At 48.0% G+C, this 16154-nt stretch carries 18 protein-coding genes and 7 tRNA genes; 14 read left to right on the forward strand and 11 right to left on the reverse strand.

Annotation, left to right across the window (positions count from 1 at the left end):
* Nucleotides 1-176 precede the first annotated feature (176 nt).
* The 7 genes from lpxK (at nt 177) to adk (ending at nt 4833) form a co-directional block, all read left to right on the forward strand.
* Nucleotides 177-1187: a tetraacyldisaccharide 4'-kinase gene (gene lpxK / locus FOC66_RS01870; protein WP_036493566.1), complete on the forward strand. Its 1011-nt coding sequence runs from the start codon at nt 177-179 to the stop codon at nt 1185-1187.
* A 64-nt stretch (nt 1188-1251) separates the two neighbouring features.
* Entirely contained in the window at nt 1252-1917 is a 666-nt protein-coding gene (locus FOC66_RS01875) for a hypothetical protein (RefSeq protein ID WP_003746094.1), read from the forward strand.
* A gap of 45 nt (nt 1918-1962) precedes the next feature.
* Entirely contained in the window at nt 1963-2388 is a 426-nt protein-coding gene (locus FOC66_RS01880) for a DUF2059 domain-containing protein (protein WP_003746096.1), read from the forward strand.
* 254 nt (nt 2389-2642) lie between these two features.
* Nucleotides 2643-2825: a Trm112 family protein gene (locus FOC66_RS01885; RefSeq protein ID WP_003746098.1), complete on the forward strand. Its 183-nt coding sequence runs from the start codon at nt 2643-2645 to the stop codon at nt 2823-2825.
* On the forward strand, nt 2822-3583 hold the full coding sequence (gene kdsB / locus FOC66_RS01890; RefSeq protein WP_003746101.1) for a 3-deoxy-manno-octulosonate cytidylyltransferase: 762 nt from the start codon (nt 2822-2824) through the stop codon (nt 3581-3583). Before FOC66_RS01885 ends, kdsB begins: the two co-directional genes overlap by 4 nt.
* 11 nt (nt 3584-3594) lie before the next feature.
* Nucleotides 3595-4113 (forward strand): hypothetical protein, encoded by a 519-nt coding sequence (locus FOC66_RS01895; protein WP_003746102.1) that lies wholly within the window; start codon nt 3595-3597, stop codon nt 4111-4113.
* Nucleotides 4114-4185: 72 nt separating this feature from the next.
* The gene (adk, locus tag FOC66_RS01900) at nt 4186-4833 is read left to right on the forward strand and encodes an adenylate kinase (RefSeq protein WP_003746105.1); all 648 of its coding nucleotides are present in this window, start codon (nt 4186-4188) and stop codon (nt 4831-4833) included.
* A gap of 75 nt (nt 4834-4908) precedes the next feature.
* Here the strand turns inward: adk and FOC66_RS01905 are convergent, their stop codons facing one another.
* Nucleotides 4909-5304, reverse strand: a complete 396-nt coding sequence (locus tag FOC66_RS01905; RefSeq protein WP_003746108.1) for a hypothetical protein — start codon at nt 5302-5304, stop codon at nt 4909-4911.
* 77 nt (nt 5305-5381) lie between these two features.
* Here FOC66_RS01905 and FOC66_RS01910 point away from each other — a divergent pair, with 77 nt between their 5' ends.
* The 6 genes from FOC66_RS01910 (at nt 5382) to rfaD (ending at nt 9291) form a co-directional block, all read left to right on the forward strand.
* Nucleotides 5382-5642 (forward strand): helix-turn-helix domain-containing protein, encoded by a 261-nt coding sequence (locus FOC66_RS01910; RefSeq protein WP_003746109.1) that lies wholly within the window; start codon nt 5382-5384, stop codon nt 5640-5642.
* A gap of 102 nt (nt 5643-5744) precedes the next feature.
* A complete protein-coding gene (pyrF, locus tag FOC66_RS01915) occupies nt 5745-6476 on the forward strand; it encodes an orotidine-5'-phosphate decarboxylase (protein ID WP_003746111.1) in 732 nt (243 codons plus the stop codon).
* Between the two features lie 11 nt (nt 6477-6487).
* Nucleotides 6488-6736 (forward strand): NADH dehydrogenase, encoded by a 249-nt coding sequence (locus FOC66_RS10675; protein WP_003746114.1) that lies wholly within the window; start codon nt 6488-6490, stop codon nt 6734-6736.
* A gap of 57 nt (nt 6737-6793) precedes the next feature.
* Nucleotides 6794-7138 (forward strand): hypothetical protein, encoded by a 345-nt coding sequence (locus tag FOC66_RS10680; protein WP_003746115.1) that lies wholly within the window; start codon nt 6794-6796, stop codon nt 7136-7138.
* A gap of 44 nt (nt 7139-7182) precedes the next feature.
* Entirely contained in the window at nt 7183-8145 is a 963-nt protein-coding gene (rfaE1, locus tag FOC66_RS01925) for a D-glycero-beta-D-manno-heptose-7-phosphate kinase (protein WP_003746117.1), read from the forward strand.
* A gap of 141 nt (nt 8146-8286) precedes the next feature.
* Nucleotides 8287-9291 carry an ADP-glyceromanno-heptose 6-epimerase gene (rfaD, locus tag FOC66_RS01930; protein ID WP_003746119.1) on the forward strand — a complete coding sequence of 335 codons (1005 nt, stop codon included), beginning with the start codon at nt 8287-8289 and terminating at the stop codon, nt 9289-9291.
* 320 nt (nt 9292-9611) lie between these two features.
* Here the strand turns inward: rfaD and FOC66_RS01935 are convergent.
* From FOC66_RS01935 to ccoG, 10 genes are all read right to left on the reverse strand, one after another.
* Nucleotides 9612-9701 (reverse strand) — tRNA-Leu (locus FOC66_RS01935).
* A gap of 21 nt (nt 9702-9722) precedes the next feature.
* Nucleotides 9723-9800 (reverse strand) — tRNA-Cys (locus FOC66_RS01940).
* A gap of 10 nt (nt 9801-9810) precedes the next feature.
* Nucleotides 9811-9884, reverse strand: a tRNA-Cys gene (locus tag FOC66_RS01945).
* A 31-nt stretch (nt 9885-9915) separates the two neighbouring features.
* A tRNA-Gly gene (locus tag FOC66_RS01950) sits at nt 9916-9991 on the reverse strand.
* A gap of 21 nt (nt 9992-10012) precedes the next feature.
* Nucleotides 10013-10088, reverse strand: a tRNA-Gly gene (locus FOC66_RS01955).
* Nucleotides 10089-10112: 24 nt separating this feature from the next.
* A tRNA-Gly gene (locus tag FOC66_RS01960) sits at nt 10113-10188 on the reverse strand.
* A 34-nt stretch (nt 10189-10222) separates the two neighbouring features.
* Nucleotides 10223-10298 (reverse strand) — tRNA-Gly (locus FOC66_RS01965).
* 94 nt (nt 10299-10392) lie between these two features.
* A complete protein-coding gene (gene pgsA / locus FOC66_RS01970; RefSeq protein ID WP_003679552.1) occupies nt 10393-10953 on the reverse strand; it encodes a CDP-diacylglycerol--glycerol-3-phosphate 3-phosphatidyltransferase in 561 nt (186 codons plus the stop codon).
* Between the two features lie 680 nt (nt 10954-11633).
* On the reverse strand, nt 11634-12200 hold the full coding sequence (locus FOC66_RS01980; RefSeq protein ID WP_003746123.1) for a FixH family protein: 567 nt from the start codon (nt 12198-12200) through the stop codon (nt 11634-11636).
* A 3-nt stretch (nt 12201-12203) separates the two neighbouring features.
* Nucleotides 12204-13688, reverse strand: coding sequence for a cytochrome c oxidase accessory protein CcoG (gene ccoG, locus FOC66_RS01985; protein ID WP_003746126.1), 1485 nt, complete (start codon nt 13686-13688; stop codon nt 12204-12206).
* A gap of 444 nt (nt 13689-14132) precedes the next feature.
* On the opposite strand from ccoG, the gene tkt reads away from it, so the two are divergent.
* Entirely contained in the window at nt 14133-16112 is a 1980-nt protein-coding gene (gene tkt, locus FOC66_RS01990; RefSeq protein ID WP_003746130.1) for a transketolase, read from the forward strand.
* Nucleotides 16113-16154: the final 42 nt, after the last annotated feature.

The raw sequence follows: 16154 nt of genomic DNA on the forward strand, positions 1-16154 counted from the left end.
AAACAGAAAAATTGGGGAAAGCTGAATTATAAGGGTTTTAGGGCGATTCGTTGTATTCGTTTTTATGAAACTTGCGCCCTTTGTTTTAATATTATCAAAGCCGCATGTTCAGACGGCCTTGTCCGGGCAGGCTTGTGTTATATTATCGTTTGATTTTCGCTTCAAAAGCCGTGCGTATGCCCAAACTCCACCAAATTATCGAGCGCCATTGGCAATCCCCCAATCCGTTTTTGTCTTTGCTGTTAAAACCATTGTCCAAGCTGTTTGCCAAAATTGCGGCGAAACGGCGCGATGATTTTGTTTCAGGCCGTCTGAAAAGCGAAAAATTGCCTGTGCCAGTGGTGGTGGTCGGCAATATCCATGCAGGCGGAACAGGGAAAACGCCGATAGTCGCCGCGCTGGTGTCGGGTTTGCAGAAAAAGGGCGTTAAGGTCGGCATCATCAGCCGGGGTTACGGGCGCAAGAGCAAGGCGGTTCATGTATTGAATACAGCCAGCAGCGCGGCAGATGCAGGCGACGAGCCTTTATTATTATTTCGCCAAACCGGTGCGCCTACGGCGGTAGGCAGCAGCCGTACAGAAGCAGGCAGGGCATTGCTTGCGGCGCATCCGGAGCTTAAATTGATTGTGGCCGACGACGGTTTGCAACATTATGCCTTGCAACGCGATATGGAAATTGCCGTATTTCCTGCGGCAGATACAGGGCGTACCAATTTGGATTTACTGCCCAACGGCAGCTTGCGCGAACCTTTGTCTCGATTGGCTTCCGTTGATGCGGTTGTCGTCAGCGGAGGGAAAGCAGATGCGGCATTTAGGCCGTCTGAAAATATGTTTGCCAGCCATATTGAAACAGGGCGGATTTACCGTTTGAACAGGCCGTCTGAAAAATTGGATTTTGCGGGTTTGGGAAATCAAACCGTCGCCGCCGTCGCCGGTATCGCCAAGCCGGAGCGTTTTTTCGATTCGTTGCGGAACATGGGCATCACCTTGAACCAAACCGTTGCACTGCCCGACCATGCCGACATCGCAGCAGCAGACTTGCCCAATGCGGATGTGGTCATTATTACGGAGAAAGATGCAGTCAAGTTTTCAGACGGCCTTAATCTGAATCATGTATGGGTCTTGCCTGTTTGTGCGATAATTGAACCTAATTTGGCGGTGTTCGTATCCGCGAAAGTTTCAATCTAAATGCTTATATATGTTTCACAGATGTTTTAAAGATGATCTTCAAACTACGCGATAGGAGTAAATCATGAAGTTAAAATATTTGTTGGTCGCTTGCGCAGCTTTATTTGTATCCACTCAAAGCCTGGCTGCTAAACCAAGTGATGAATCTGCAATGAAATGGTTGGAGATTCAAGACATAAGCAATAATTATAGCGAGAAAGTACAACGTTCTTTGGAGATGGTGAATAAAGAGGACAATGAGCGCTTGTTAGCGATGACGCCCAAAACGCAAAAAGCGCAGATGAAGGCGGTCATCAGCCGTTATATGAAAAATATGCAAGACGATTTGAGCCGCCCTGAGTTGAAAAAACAATGGTTGGATGAAGAAAAGCGTGCCGTACAGAAAGTATTTACACAAGAAGAAGTCGATGCAACCAACCGTTTTTTCTCTTCGGCTCAGGGAAAAAATATTTTGAAAAAGATAAGAAGTTTACAACAGCATGGTGGAAATCTTGAGGATGTATTGAGCCAATCGGATATAGAAAAGATGGCTGAAGCATTTGGGCATGGTGCCGGCAAGTCTGCGCTCGAAAAAGTCAAGCATTTCGATAAGCTGAGCGATGAGATTATCCAAAAAAACATGAGTCAAAACTACCTCAATGCAAGCGATAAATATACGCCCGCTTTTGAGGCTCAAACACGCGATATTTTGTGTAAGGGTAATAAACATTCTTCGGAATGTGCCAAATAATTTTCCGACTATCTGAAAATATTTTTTTATTGAAAAGGAGAAAAAATGAAACTGAAAACCTTATTATTGCCCTTCGCCACGCTGGTCTTGTGTGCCAATGCGTTTGCCGCGCCGCCCAGTGATGCGTCGCTGGAGCGTTTGTTTGAAGTTCAGAAGATGGATGCACTGCTGAATCAGTCTCTCCAAAGCGATGGAGGTATTGTGCTCTCTGATCCGAAGATACAGGATTTTTTAAAAGATGTGCCAAAAGATAAGCGTCCACAGTTAGAAGAGGTCCTTAAAAAATATACAAATCAATTAATGAACGAAATTAATGCACTACAAGAGAATACCCAGGTACATAAAGCAGCTTTAGATGGTATAAAGGCGGTTTATACTCAGGAAGAAGTCAACGCATTGATTGACTTTTACGGCACTGCAGTGGGGCAATTATACTTACTAAAACGCCGCGCTATTTTGAGGCTACAATGAATCTAATATTGAGAATTATCACTGAAAAATACGAAAAATCCAGTAAAAACAAAAATTTAGTCCGTAAAATCCGTCAGATCATGTACAACGGCAAAAATCCTGACCAAGTCTGTACACGGCAAACAAAGCAAGCAAAGAAAACGGCACGGAAAAAATGATGCCTCTTGAGGCCGTCTGAAAACGAGCGCAGCGAGTTTCGCCAAAACGAGTGCAGCGAGTTTCACTAAAACCACCAAACCCGAAAGTAAACCCCCATGGAAAAAAAATTCTTAGACATCCTTGTTTGTCCTGTTACCAAAGGCAAACTCGAATACCATCAAGACAAACAGGAATTGTGGAGCCGTCAGGCGAAGCTGGCTTATCCGATTAAAGACGGCATCCCTTATATGCTGGAAAACGAAGCGCGAGCGTTGAGCGAAGAGGAACTGAAAGCATGACCGAATTTGTCGTATTGATTCCGGCGCGGTTGGATTCTTCACGTCTGCCGGGCAAGGCTTTGGCTGATATTCATGGTAAACCGATGGTTGTACGCGTTGCCGAACAAGCAGCAAAAAGCGAGGCTGCGCGTGTTGTCGTTGCCACCGACCATCCCGATATTCAGACGGCCTGTCAGGTGCACGGTGTCGAAGTGGTCATGACTTCCAATCAACATGAAAGCGGTACAACGCGCCTTGCCGAAGCGGCCAATACGCTGAAACTGCCACAGCATCTGATTGTCGTGAACGTACAAGGCGACGAGCCTTTAATCGATCCCGAACTCATCAACCGTACGGCCAAAGTTTTGGTTGAAAACAATGTGCAAATGGCGACGGCCGCCCACGAATTGCACGATTTTGACGAGTTTATGAATCCCAACGTCGTCAAAGCCGTCCTCGACAAAAACCGCAACGCCATCTATTTCAGCCGCGCTCCGATTCCTTATCCGCGCGACACCATGCGCGCCGAAAAACGCGAATTGCCTTCCGAAACAGCCGTTTTACGCCATATCGGCATTTATGCCTACCGCGCAGGCTTCCTGCAACGCTATTCCGAAATGGAAGTTTCTCCTTTGGAAACCATCGAATCGCTGGAACAATTGCGCGTCTTGTGGCACGGCTATCCGATTGCCGTTGAAATTGCCCAAGAAGCGCCAGCCGCCGGCGTGGATACGCAGGAAGATTTGGACAGGGTAAGGGCTGTGTTCGAGGCCGTCTGAAAGGAAAAAACATGAATGATTTACGCCATTTGAGCCGTGACGAACAAAAACTGCTTGCCGATGTCGCTTTGCTGGTCAAAGACGACGATCAAGAGTTCAACTACGAAATGTTGAAAGTGGCCGCGCCCGATGAAGCCAGCGGCGAATTTTGGTTTCGCATGGCAGAAATGCTCAGCACCCTGCCGCCCAACCAGTCTTTAGATTTGCGCATGACCGGTGGACGGTTGGCGGTCGCCGTATCGATTTTATCGGTGTTGTTGCAGGAAAGCCCCGACATTCCCCAGCTTTGGGCGCAAAAAGTGATTGCGCTCAACTATCTGGCACACGGCCATCGGACACGCGCCCTCGGTTTGGCGCAACAGCCGGACAAAGCGGCAGAAGCCAACGAGGAAGAATATTTGGCAAAAGCCTTGTCCCAAAATCTACTTTCCACGTTGAAAGACGCGTTGGAACGCTTCCCCGAAGACAGCTGGTTTATCGAAATGCGCGATGATGCGTGGCAGCACTTTGGCGCAGAGCAGGCCGTCTGAAGTTTTGAACGATAAACGCAAGGCGTGTAGAATTAAACAAACATCAAATCCATAAACCAAGAAGGACTCATCATGAAAGTATTATTGTTGGGCGCACCCGGCGCAGGCAAAGGCACTCAGGCCCAATTCATCACTGCCGCATTCGGCATTCCTCAAATTTCTACCGGCGACATGCTCCGCGCGGCCATCAAAGCAGGCACCCCGCTGGGTTTGGAAGCAAAAAAAATTATTGATGAAGGCGGTTTGGTGCGCGACGACATCATCATCGGCATGGTGAAAGAACGCATCGCCCAAGACGACTGCAAAAATGGTTTCCTGTTTGACGGTTTCCCACGCACATTGGCACAAGCCGAAGCGATGGTTGAAGCAGGCGTGGATTTGGACGCGGTTGTTGAAATCGACGTACCCGACAGCGTGATTGTCGACCGCATGAGTGGTCGCCGCGTGCATTTGGCTTCCGGCCGTACTTACCATGTTACCTACAATCCGCCTAAAGTCGAAGGCAAAGACGACGTAACCGGCGAAGATTTGATTCAACGCGATGACGACAAAGAAGAAACCGTGAAAAAACGCCTTGCCGTTTACCACGAGCAAACCGAAGTTTTGGTTGATTTTTACAGCAAACTGGAAGGCGAACACGCGCCGAAATACATCAAAGTTGACGGCACCCAAGCAGTAGAAGCCGTGAAAGCCGAAGTATTGAAAGGTTTGGGCAAATAAGTTTTGCCGAAGTAAAATCATGAGGCCGTCTGAAAAAATATTTTCAGACGGCCTTTTCATATTATTGTATGAGGATCAACTGAATTTTTGTTCTAGTTCTTTTGCTAGAGTCCATCCTGCTGCTTCAAGTAATGCAACAGAAATAGTTGGTGCAACAACGCTGCCTAAGCCTGGAATTAATTTTGAAAGTTCTTTTGCCATTGTTTTTATGGGTTGTTTTAACATGGTATTTTTAATTGCAGCAATAGCCATTGCCTTGGCAGCTGCTTCGGTCATATTGCCACCAAAAACAGCACAAAGACTTGTGCACATGGTAGTCATTGTAACCATATCTGTAGCGATACCCAGTCCTGGTACTGGTATGGCGTTGCCTGCGGCAGCAGCAATTGCATGAGAATGAATAATTTTATGGCATTTTGATTCTTGGTCTGGTGTCATGGTTTTCTCACAATAGGTAAAGTATAAAATCATTAAATACTACGTTATTCGTAGTAAATAATCAAGAGAAATATACGAGATTCGTAACTTTGATTTTTAGGATAGAAGTTATGAATTTACAAGAAATTTTTACAAGGCGATTTAAGGAAGCAAGAAAAGCAAAAAATTTGACGCAGGAGAAGCTGGGACTGGCGATAGGATTAGATGAGTTTGTGGCAAGTACGCGTATTAATCGTTATGAGAAAGGAAATCATCAGCCTGATTTGAATACTTTGCAGAAAATTGCTGAAGTATTGGAAGTTCCACCAGCCTTTTTTTTCAGCGATGATGAATTTTCTGTAAAAATTTTAGATTTATATAAGAATAATTAAGGTATGTTGTGATGAGGCCGTTTGAAAAAATATTTTCAGACGGCCTTTTGTGTACAAAAGCTGTTAAAATCGAAGCTATAACCGTTTATCCGCAGGCATCTTATGAATCCCTTAATCTCCGACTTCCAAACCCAGCAACAACGCACTCCCGTCATCGTCGCCCTTGATTTTGCCAACGAAAAAGACACGCTCGGATTTGTCCGCAATCTTGACCCGACATTGTGTCAAATCAAAATCGGCAAAGAGCTGTTTACCGCGACCGGCCGCAATTTGGCGGAAAGCTTAATCAATCAAGGTTTCAAACTTTTCCTCGATTTGAAATACCACGATATTCCCCACACCGTCGCTCAGGCATGCAAAGTTGCCGCCGATATGGGCGTTTGGATGGTCGATATGCACGCATCGGGCGGCCGCCGCATGATGGAAGCCGCCGTAGAAGCCGTTGCCGGATATCACACCAAGCCGCTTTTGATCGGTGTAACCGTGTTGACCAGCATGGAACAAAGCGACTTGGCCGAAATCGGTTTGAACATCGCCCCTGAAGAACAAGTCATCCGCTTGGCGAAACTGGCGCAAAGTTCAGGCTTGGACGGCGTGGTATGTTCTGCTCAAGAAGCCGCACCGTTGCGCCGCGAATTAGGACAAGATTTTGTCTTGGTTACGCCGGGTATCCGCTTGGACGTTGCCGGCAACAACGACGATCAACGCCGCATCATGACACCGGCCGAAGCATTGGCGGCAGGCTCGACTTATCTGGTAATGGGCCGTCCGGTAACCAAAGCTGCCGATCCGGTAGCCGTATTGCGCGAAGTGAATCGCGTAGCAAACGCTTAAGGAGTCTGAATATGAGAGCCATCATCATCGGAGCAACCGGCGCAACAGGCAAATCCCTGTTACCCTTGTTGACAGATCATTCGGAAATCGAGCGTATCGACTGCTTCGGACGCAGAAATTCCGATTTTTCCCATCCAAAACTGTACGCTCATCAGATTGACTTTGCACAGATTGAAACATGGCGTGATGAAGTGCAGGGTGATGTATTGTTTGCCTGCTTGGGCACGACTTTGAAAGCAGCAGGCAGCAAAGAGGCGTAATGGGCTGTCGATTACGAAGCAAATCTTAAGTTTGCCAAAGCCGCACGAGAAAACGGCGTGAATACCTTGGTTTTGGTTTCCGCTTCCGGCGCCAATGCCGCTTCACGCCTGTTTTATCAAAGGATGAAAGGCGAATTGGAGCAGGCATTGATTGCTTTGAACTTTCCGCGCCTTATCATTTTCCGTCCGCCATTATTGATTCGTCCAAATAGCGACCGCTTGGGCGAAAAAGTCGCCAAACGGATTTTGTACGGACTCAACCGCATCGGCCTGCTGAAAAACCAACGTCCGCTTGCCGTTGAGACATTGGCAAAAGCCATGCTGAAAGTAGCTTTGAGACCGCCTGAACATTCAGTGCAGGTATATGAATCTCAGGACATTTTCAGACTTTCGGACGGATAATCCGAATACGCAGTTTTGCAGAAAATTTTAACAACGGAGGCAATATGCCCACCAAGTTCCAACAAGAAACCCTCAAATCTCGTTTTGCACAAGCCAAAGTCCTTGTTGTCGGCGATGTGATGCTCGACCGCTATTGGTTTGGCGATGTGTCCCGTATTTCTCCTGAAGCCCCCGTGCCGGTGGCGAAAATCGGACGTATCGACCAACGCGCGGGTGGCGCGGCAAACGTTGCGCGCAATATCGCCTCATTGGGTGGCAAAGCAGGGCTGTTGTCCGTGACTGGCGATGATGAAGCTGCGGATGCACTGGATGCGTTGATGGCGCAAGACGGTGTTTCTTCCTATCTGATGCGCGACAAGCAAATTGCGACTACTGTCAAACTGCGCGTTGTTGCTCGCAACCAGCAGCTTATCCGACTTGATTTTGAAGAGCCGCCGCATCGTGAGGTATTGGAACAAATCAAGCAGCAATACCGCGAAGTGTTGCCTGAATATGATGCCATTATTTTTTCAGATTACGGCAAGGGCGGCCTGTCGCATATTTCCGATATGATTGATTGGGCGAAACAGGCCTGTAAACCTGTTTTAATCGACCCCAAAGGCGACGATTACGAAAAATATGCCGGTGCTACGCTGATTACGCCGAATCGTGCAGAATTGAAAGAAGTGGTGGGCAGTTGGAAAAACGAAAACGATTTGACCGAAAAAGCTCAAAACCTGCGCCGTCATCTTGATTTGAACGCAATTTTGCTGACCCGAAGCGAAGAGGGCATGACCTTGTTCAATGAGGGCGAGCCGATTTATCAGCCTACACGGGCTCAAGAAGTCTATGATGTATCCGGTGCGGGCGATACCGTTATTGCCGGAGTGGGCTTGGGTTTGGCGGCAGGTTATACCATGCCTGAAGCGATGCACCTTGCCAATACGGCGGCAGGCGTTGTCGTGGCAAAACTTGGTACGGCGGTTTGCTCGTTTGCCGAATTGACCAAGGCATTGGAAGAGCAATAATGATTGTTTCTGACGGCCTTAAAATTCTAAATGCCGTCTAAAAATAAGAATTGGAAAATAATCCAGACAGAGAAGTTTTTATTTTCAGACGGCATGATTACTTCAAGGCCGTCTGAAAAATCAAAATAAAGGAAACTTATTATGACCATTATCGTAACAGGCGCGGCCGGCTTTATCGGCAGCAACATCGTTAAAGCACTTAACCAGCGCGGTATTACCGACATTGTTGCCGTTGACAATTTGAGCAAAGGCGAAAAATTTAAAAACCTTGCCGAGTGTGAAATTGCCCATTATCTCGATAAACATGAATTTATCCGCCAAGTGCGCGGCCATCTTCTGCCTTACGAAAACATCGAAGCCGTCTTCCACCAAGGCGCGTGTTCCGACACCATGAACCACGACGGCCTCTACATGATGGACAACAACTATCAGTACACGCTTGATCTCTTGGACTGGTGTCAGGACGAACGTATTCCGTTTCTTTATGCTTCCAGCGCCGCCGTGTACGGCAAAGGCGAAATCTTCCGAGAAGAGCGCGAACTGGAAAAACCACTCAATGTTTACGGCTACTCTAAATTCTTGTTTGATCAAGTATTGCGCCGTCGCATGAAAGAAGGCCTGACCGCCCAAGTCGTCGGCTTCCGTTACTTCAACGTATATGGACAGCAGGAGCAACACAAAGGCCGTATGGCATCCGTCGCCTTCCACCATTTCCACCAATACCGTGAACATGGCTATGTTAACCTGTTTGGCGCCAATGACGGCTACGGCAACGGCGAACAAACCCGCGATTTTGTCAGCGTAGAAGACGTCGCCAAAGTTAACCTTTACTTCTTCGATCATCCCGAGCTTTCAGGCATCTTTAACCTCGGTACAGGCCGCAGCCAACAGTTTAACGAACTTGCCGCCGCAACCGTCAACGCCTGCCGTGCAGCCGAAGGCAAGCCTGAAATGAGTTTGAAAGAGCTGGTTGAAGAAGAACTTATTCGCTATATTCCATTCCCAGATGCACTTAAAGGCAAATATCAGAGCTTCACTCAAGCGGACATCACCAAGCTGCGTGAAGCCGGGTATACAGAAGAATTCTTGGATGTAAAACAAGGCGTCAGCCGTTACGTGAAATGGATGCTGGAGAACTTGGTTTAAGTCCTTCTGATTTGAATGATAAGGCCGTCTGAAAAAGGATTTTCAGACGGCCTTATCATTTTGGGAAATTTTAAAATGAGAAATTTACTTTTCTGCGATGGAAATTGGAATAGTATTTTCAAAACTCATGTTTTATAAAAGATTTAGCTTATCAGGGGGATATCTGATGGGGTAGTGGTTGATTACTTTTCTAAAAGCGGTTGGGATAATTAGATGTAAATAGGTATAAATAGGCTAAGGTTATGGCCTGTAAAAATAACTGAAAGTTCTTGTTTTGTAGATTGTAATAGACAAAAAAATAACCGCTTAAAAGCGGTAAATGGTGCCCGGAGCCGGAATCGAACCGGCACGGCCGGTTTAGGGCCGACGGATTTTAAGTCCGTTGTGTCTACCTATTTCACCACCCGGGCGTAGACAGTAAATTGAGAAGTTGGAGGCGGGGGCGCGGATTTGAACCGGCCTGTATAAGGGTTGCACCCCTTATAGCATAAACACTCTGCCACCCCGCCATGAAAGGGATGGAGGCGAGAGTCGGAATCGAACCGGCGTAGACGGATTTGCAATCCGCTGCATAACCACTTTGCTATCTCGCCAAAACTACGCTTGAGTGTTGTAGTATGAAACTGGAGCGGGAAACGAGTCTCGAACTCGCGACCTCAACCTTGGCAAGGTTGCGCTCTACCAACTGAGCTATTCCCGCATATTCGGATGCATGATTTGATGGAGCGGGAAACGAGTCTCGAACTCGCGACCTCAACCTTGGCAAGGTTGCGCTCTACCAACTGAGCTATTCCCGCATTTGAGTGCATCTGAAATTAAACTGGAGCGGGAAACGAGTCTCGAACTCGCGACCTCAACCTTGGCAAGGTTGCGCTCTACCAACTGAGCTATTCCCGCATATTGAAAAAGAACAATCAACAAGTAATCGGAATGGAGCGGGAAACGAGTCTCGAACTCGCGACCTCAACCTTGGCAAGGTTGCGCTCTACCAACTGAGCTATTCCCGCTCTGATATTTGTTGCTTCGTATATCGAAGAAGACGCAATTATTATGGATTTAATCGTGTGCGTCAAGTGTTTTGTTTTTATTTTTTTAAAAAATTTATTTGAATTCTTTCCATGCCATTTTCAGGTAGTAGCACATTGACCAGATGGTCAATACAGATGCTATAAACATCAATATGTTACCAATGAGATAGAAAGGATCGTTATATTTGTCTGTGCCGATAAGCAAAAGGAAGATGGCGATCATTTGGGCAGTGGTTTTGAATTTGCCGATGGTTGCCACGGCAACGCTGCCGCGTTTGCCCATTTGTGCCATCCATTCGCGCAAGGCGGAAATGGTAATTTCCCGGCCGATGATAATCATGGCGAAGATGGCGTATGTCCTGCCAAGGCTGACGAGCAGGAGCAGGGCAACTGCGACCATGAGTTTGTCGGCAACGGGGTCGAGGAATGCGCCAAAGTCGGAAGTTTGTTTCCAGCGGCGTGCCAAAAAGCCGTCGAACCAGTCTGTAATAGCGGCAAGTGCAAAGATGATGGCGGCTGTCCAGTTGACGGTTTGTGGTTGAATCCATGTGTTCGGTAAATAGAATAGGATGGTGAACACGGGGATTAATAGGACGCGCATCCAGGTAAGTAAAATAGGTATGTTCCAAGGCATGGTTTGGGATCTTTTGGATGATGTGTCGGGTTGTTCATTATAGCTTATTTGTTCACTCTGCTTTTTGAAGTGTTGTTTTTTTGCCGACAAGTATCTCGGGCATAGGTTTTTATCGTGTGGGTTGTGAAGAAAATCTGCTAAGGCTGTCTGAAAAATAGGCTGTTGCGGGGTGTAAATGTTTTTGGGTAGAAAAGTGGCTGCGAAATAGTGGGCAATAAGGTCTGCCTGCTGTTCGATATTTAATTGGTTAATGTGTGGTAAGGGGATGGGATAGGCGTAAGCTTTGCGTTTTCTGTATCCGCCTTTGAGCATGATGAATAGGCCGGAAAGCCAAACTTTGTGACCGTGTTGGTGTTGCCAGACATGTGTCAGCTCATGAATCAGCCAAATTTTGTAGGCTATGCCGGCTTGAGTGAAATCTTCGGGGCAGTGTTTACGCGGAAAGTATATGTTTCCATTGGGTGCAATGGCGGTATTGGCGTTGGGTATAAGCGGAATGCCGCGATATATTTTGATGCGGTGGAAATCTATGCTGTCCGCAAAAACTTGTTTTGCCATACGGACTTCGTTTTCGGTCAGTCTGCGCCAATCGGAAAAAATCATATTTGGAAGAGAATAAATATAAGAGGGCATGAAGATTTCAGGCCGTCTGAAAGGTTTCAGACGGCCTGGGTCGGGATTTATTGTTCTGTTGAAGCGGCTTGTTTGCCGTTGTCGAACAATTTGTCCATGGGTGTCAGGTTGACTGCATTGCCTTGGCTGACTATCCATTTGTTTTCAACACGCCATACGCCTGAAGCATCTTCAACGCGCAAGTACCAATGATTGGTTGGGCGTAAAGGCTTAAAGACGGCTTCGTATTCCATGCGGCCGTTTTGCGGTTCGGCTGTTACGGCGCGCAGCTTGACGGTTTGGTCATCGGCTTTGCGCGTCGGGTGCATCAACAATAGGTTTAATGGCTGTTTGGTATCGAATTGTCCGCTGACGAATACTTTGGCGGCGTTCATATCCGGACTGATTAAGACCTGCACCTGAATTTGCCGTTTAACGGCTTCTTCATCGCGGTGAAGTTGGATTTCGATGTGTTTGCCGTCTTTGTAGTAATCGTCAGACACCAAGTCTGTCGTGTGTTCTTTTGCGACGAAGAACATGGAAACGCTGGCGATAACGACGAAGATGGGGCCGGCCATCAGCACCCAGGGCCAAATATGTTTGTACCAAGGTTTGATTTGGGGTTGTGGGGACACCGTTTATTCTCCGATAAAGGTTGCTTTTTCTTCTAAAGTAGTCGGTTTGGAGTCGGCAGAGCCGGTCTCACGATAGGTAAAGGTAAATTCGATCGGATGGCTGCCTTTGTCGGCGTATTCGGGAATGGTAGATACCTGTACCGGGATGGTAACGGTTTCCCGCGGCGCAATTTTAATACCGTTTTCAGGCAGGCCGGTCAGCGCGATTTCGTCAAAGCCTTTGACGGTTGCGGTCATCAGTTGTTCGTTTTCACTATTGTTGATAATGCGCAGGTTATAGGCATTTTCCAACCAGCCTTGGCTGTTTTCGCGAACCATGACGCCACGGTCTTTCAGGATATCGACTTCGACCATTTTTCGGGTGGAAATGCCGACTAAGAAGGCGATGATGACCACCAGGAGTACTGCGCCATAACCGGCTACGCGCGGACGTTTCAAGCGTTTTTTGATGTCGCTTTCAGGGTATTCGTGTTCCAACGCGCCTTCGGTCGTATAACGGATCAAGCCGCGCTCGTAGCCCATTTTGTCCATGATTTCGTCACAGGCATCGATACACGCCGCGCAGCCGATACATTGGTATTGCAAACCGTTGCGGATGTCGATACCGACGGGGCAGACTTGCACGCACATGGTGCAGTTGATGCAGTCGCCCAAGCCGCTGTCTTCTTTGTTGGCGGTTTTTTTGCGTGCGCCGCGCGGTTCGCCGCGTTCGGCATCGTAAGAAATAATCAGCGTGTCTTTGTCAAACATTGCACTTTGGAAGCGTGCATACGGACACATATGCAGACAAACTTTTTCGCGCATGATGTGGGCGAAGAAGAAAGTCATGAATCCGTAAAACGCTGCGGCAAACATCGCGCCGCCGCCTGCTGCTCCGGCAAACAAATCAGGAACAAACTGGCGGATTGGGACAAACCAGCCTGCAAAAGTAATGCCTGTCCATGCGCAGACAAGGAAAATCAGCAGGTATTTGGTGGCTTTGGTGCGGATTTTGGTGAAATTCCACGGCGATTTTTCCAGTTTTAGGCGTTTGTTTCTATCGCCTTCGACCAAGTTGTCAATCCACAGCATAATTTCGGTGTAAACCGTTTGCGGGCATGAATAGCCGCACCACAAACGACCGGCAATGGTTGTCCACCAAAACAATCCGAATGCGCAAATCATCAGCAGCAAGGCAAGGTAGATCAAATCGCCCATGCCCAGCGACAGTCCGAAAATGAAGAAATGACGGTCAGGGATATTGAATAAAACCGCCTGACGGCCGCTCCAGTTGAACCATGGAATAACGTAAAATACAAACTGGGTCGCCAATACGGCGGCGATACGCAGTTTGGCAAAGCGTCCTTCCGCCTTTTTGGGATGGATGCGTTCACCTTCGGGATGGATTTGAATCACGCTGGATTTGGGTTTGGAAGGTTTGGGCGGAGTGGCTTTTGCTGTTTTTTCTGTTGAGGGTGTGGTGTTTTCAGCTTGGTTTTCTGGTGACATTTCAGTGTTCCTTGATGAAGTGCACACAAGCCTGTTGTCATGGTAGTAGTTTGATGTGAATGTTTTCAGACGGCCTTTCGCGTGCATACAAATCATAACATTTGACTCTATTCAAAGCAAAAGAGGGACTTCGTCTTAACGATGGATTCCTTGCGGCCGTTTGATGTAGGGCCGTCTGAAAAGGGCAGTATTCAAAGGTTTATGGTTCGGCCTGTGTGCAAACTTATAGTGATTTGCTATTTACACGATAAAAATATATAAAGCACTGTTTCAAAACGAAATAACAGTTAATATCATCTATCCTGTCCGTTTCGGGCAACCGAGTGGAAACAGGCCGTCTGACAAAGCGAATATCAAAAGCTATCCTTGAAAGCACGGCTGATTCAGGCGATAATCGGTACACCTTTTTTCATATTTCCAATCTTGTCCAAGGAAGGTCAAACCATGTCTCAACTGGCAAACGCAATCCGTTTCCTCTCAGTCGATGCCGTACAGAAAGCAAACTCCGGCCACCCCGGCGCACCTATGGGTATGGCGGAAATGGCGGAAGTATTGTGGACGAAGTTCCTCAACCATAACCCTGCCAATCCTAAATTCTACAACCGTGACCGCTTCATCCTTTCCAACGGCCACGCGTCCATGCTGCTGTACAGCCTGTTGCACCTGACCGGTTACAACGTATCCATCGAAGACTTGAAAAACTTCCGCCAATTGCACAGCAAAACCCCCGGCCACCCCGAATACGGTTACACCGACGGTGTGGAAACCACGACCGGCCCGTTGGGACAAGGTATTGCCAACGCAGTGGGCATGGCTTTGGCCGAAAAAATCTTGGCTGCCGAATTCAATAAAGACGGCTTAAACATCGTTGACCACCACACCTACGTCTTCATGGGCGACGGCTGCATGATGGAAGGCGTGTCGCACGAAGCCTGTTCGCTCGCCGGCACTTTGGGCTTGGGCAAGCTGATTGTTTTATATGATGACAACAATATTTCCATTGACGGCAAAGTGGACGGCTGGTTTACCGAAAACATCCCGCAACGTTTTGAAAGCTACGGCTGGCATGTGATTCCAAATGTAAACGGTCATGATACCGATGCCATTCAGACGGCCATTGAAGCGGCCAAAGCCGAAACCGGCAAACCGTCCCTTATCTGCTGCAAAACCTTAATCGGCAAAGGCAGCGCCAACAAAGAAGGCAGCCACAAAACCCACGGCGCACCTTTGGGCGCGGACGAAATCGAAGCCACGCGCAAACATTTGGGTTGGACTTATCCTGTGTTTGAAATCCCTCAAGAAATCTATGCCGCATGGAATGCAAAAGAAAAAGGCGCGAAACTTGAGGCCGAATGGAACGAGCTTTTTGCCCAATATCAAGCCAAATATCCCGCCGAAGCCGCAGAATTCGTGCGCCGCATGGATAAAAAACTGCCGGACAACTTCGATGCTTACGTTCAAGCCGCATTGAAAGAAGTGTGTGCCAAAGCCGAAACCATCGCCACCCGTAAAGCCAGCCAAAACAGCATCGAAATTCTGGCCAAAGAGCTGCCCGAATTGGTGGGCGGTTCTGCCGACCTGACCCCGTCCAACCTGACTGACTGGTCAAACAGCGTCTCCGTTACCCGCGAACACGGCGGCAACTATATTCACTACGGCGTACGCGAGTTCGGCATGGGCGCTATCATGAACGGCCTTGCCTTGCACGGCGGTGTAAAACCCTTCGGCGCGACTTTCCTGATGTTTAGCGAATACGAACGCAACGCCCTGCGTATGGCAGCGCTGATGAAAATCAACCCAGTATTTGTGTTTACCCACGATTCCATCGGCCTCGGTGAAGACGGCCCAACCCACCAACCTGTCGAACAAACCGCCACCCTGCGCCTGATTCCAAATATGGACGTATGGCGTCCGTGCGATACCGTTGAATCTTTGGTGGCGTGGTCTGAAGCCGTTAAAGCGGCCGATCATCCGTCCAGCTTGATTTTCAGTCGTCAAAACCTGAAATTCCAAGCGCGCAACGAACAACAACTGAACGACATCAAACGCGGTGGCTACGTCATCAGCGAAGCCCAAGGCAACGCCCAAGCCGTCATCATTGCCACCGGTTCTGAAGTTGAATTAGCTCTGGAAGTGCAAAAAGTATTGGCAGAACAAGGTGTTGCCGTGCGCGTTGTTTCCATGCCATCCACCAACGTATTCGACCGCCAAGACGCCGCCTATAAAGCCGCCGTTCTGCCTGAAGGCTTGCCGCGCATAGCCGTAGAAGCCGGACACGCCGACGGTTGGTATAAATACGTTGGTTTGAACGGTGCAGTGGTCGGTATTAACCGCTTCGGCGAGTCTGCACCTGCTGACTTGCTCTTTAAAGAATTCGGCTTTACCGTAGACAATGTGGTTGCTACTGTAAAATCCGTTTTGTAAATCAGATTTTTGATTGAGATAAAAAGGCCGTCTGAAATTTCA

Source organism: Neisseria mucosa, from assembly GCF_013267835.1.
GTDB lineage: Bacteria > Pseudomonadota > Gammaproteobacteria > Burkholderiales > Neisseriaceae > Neisseria.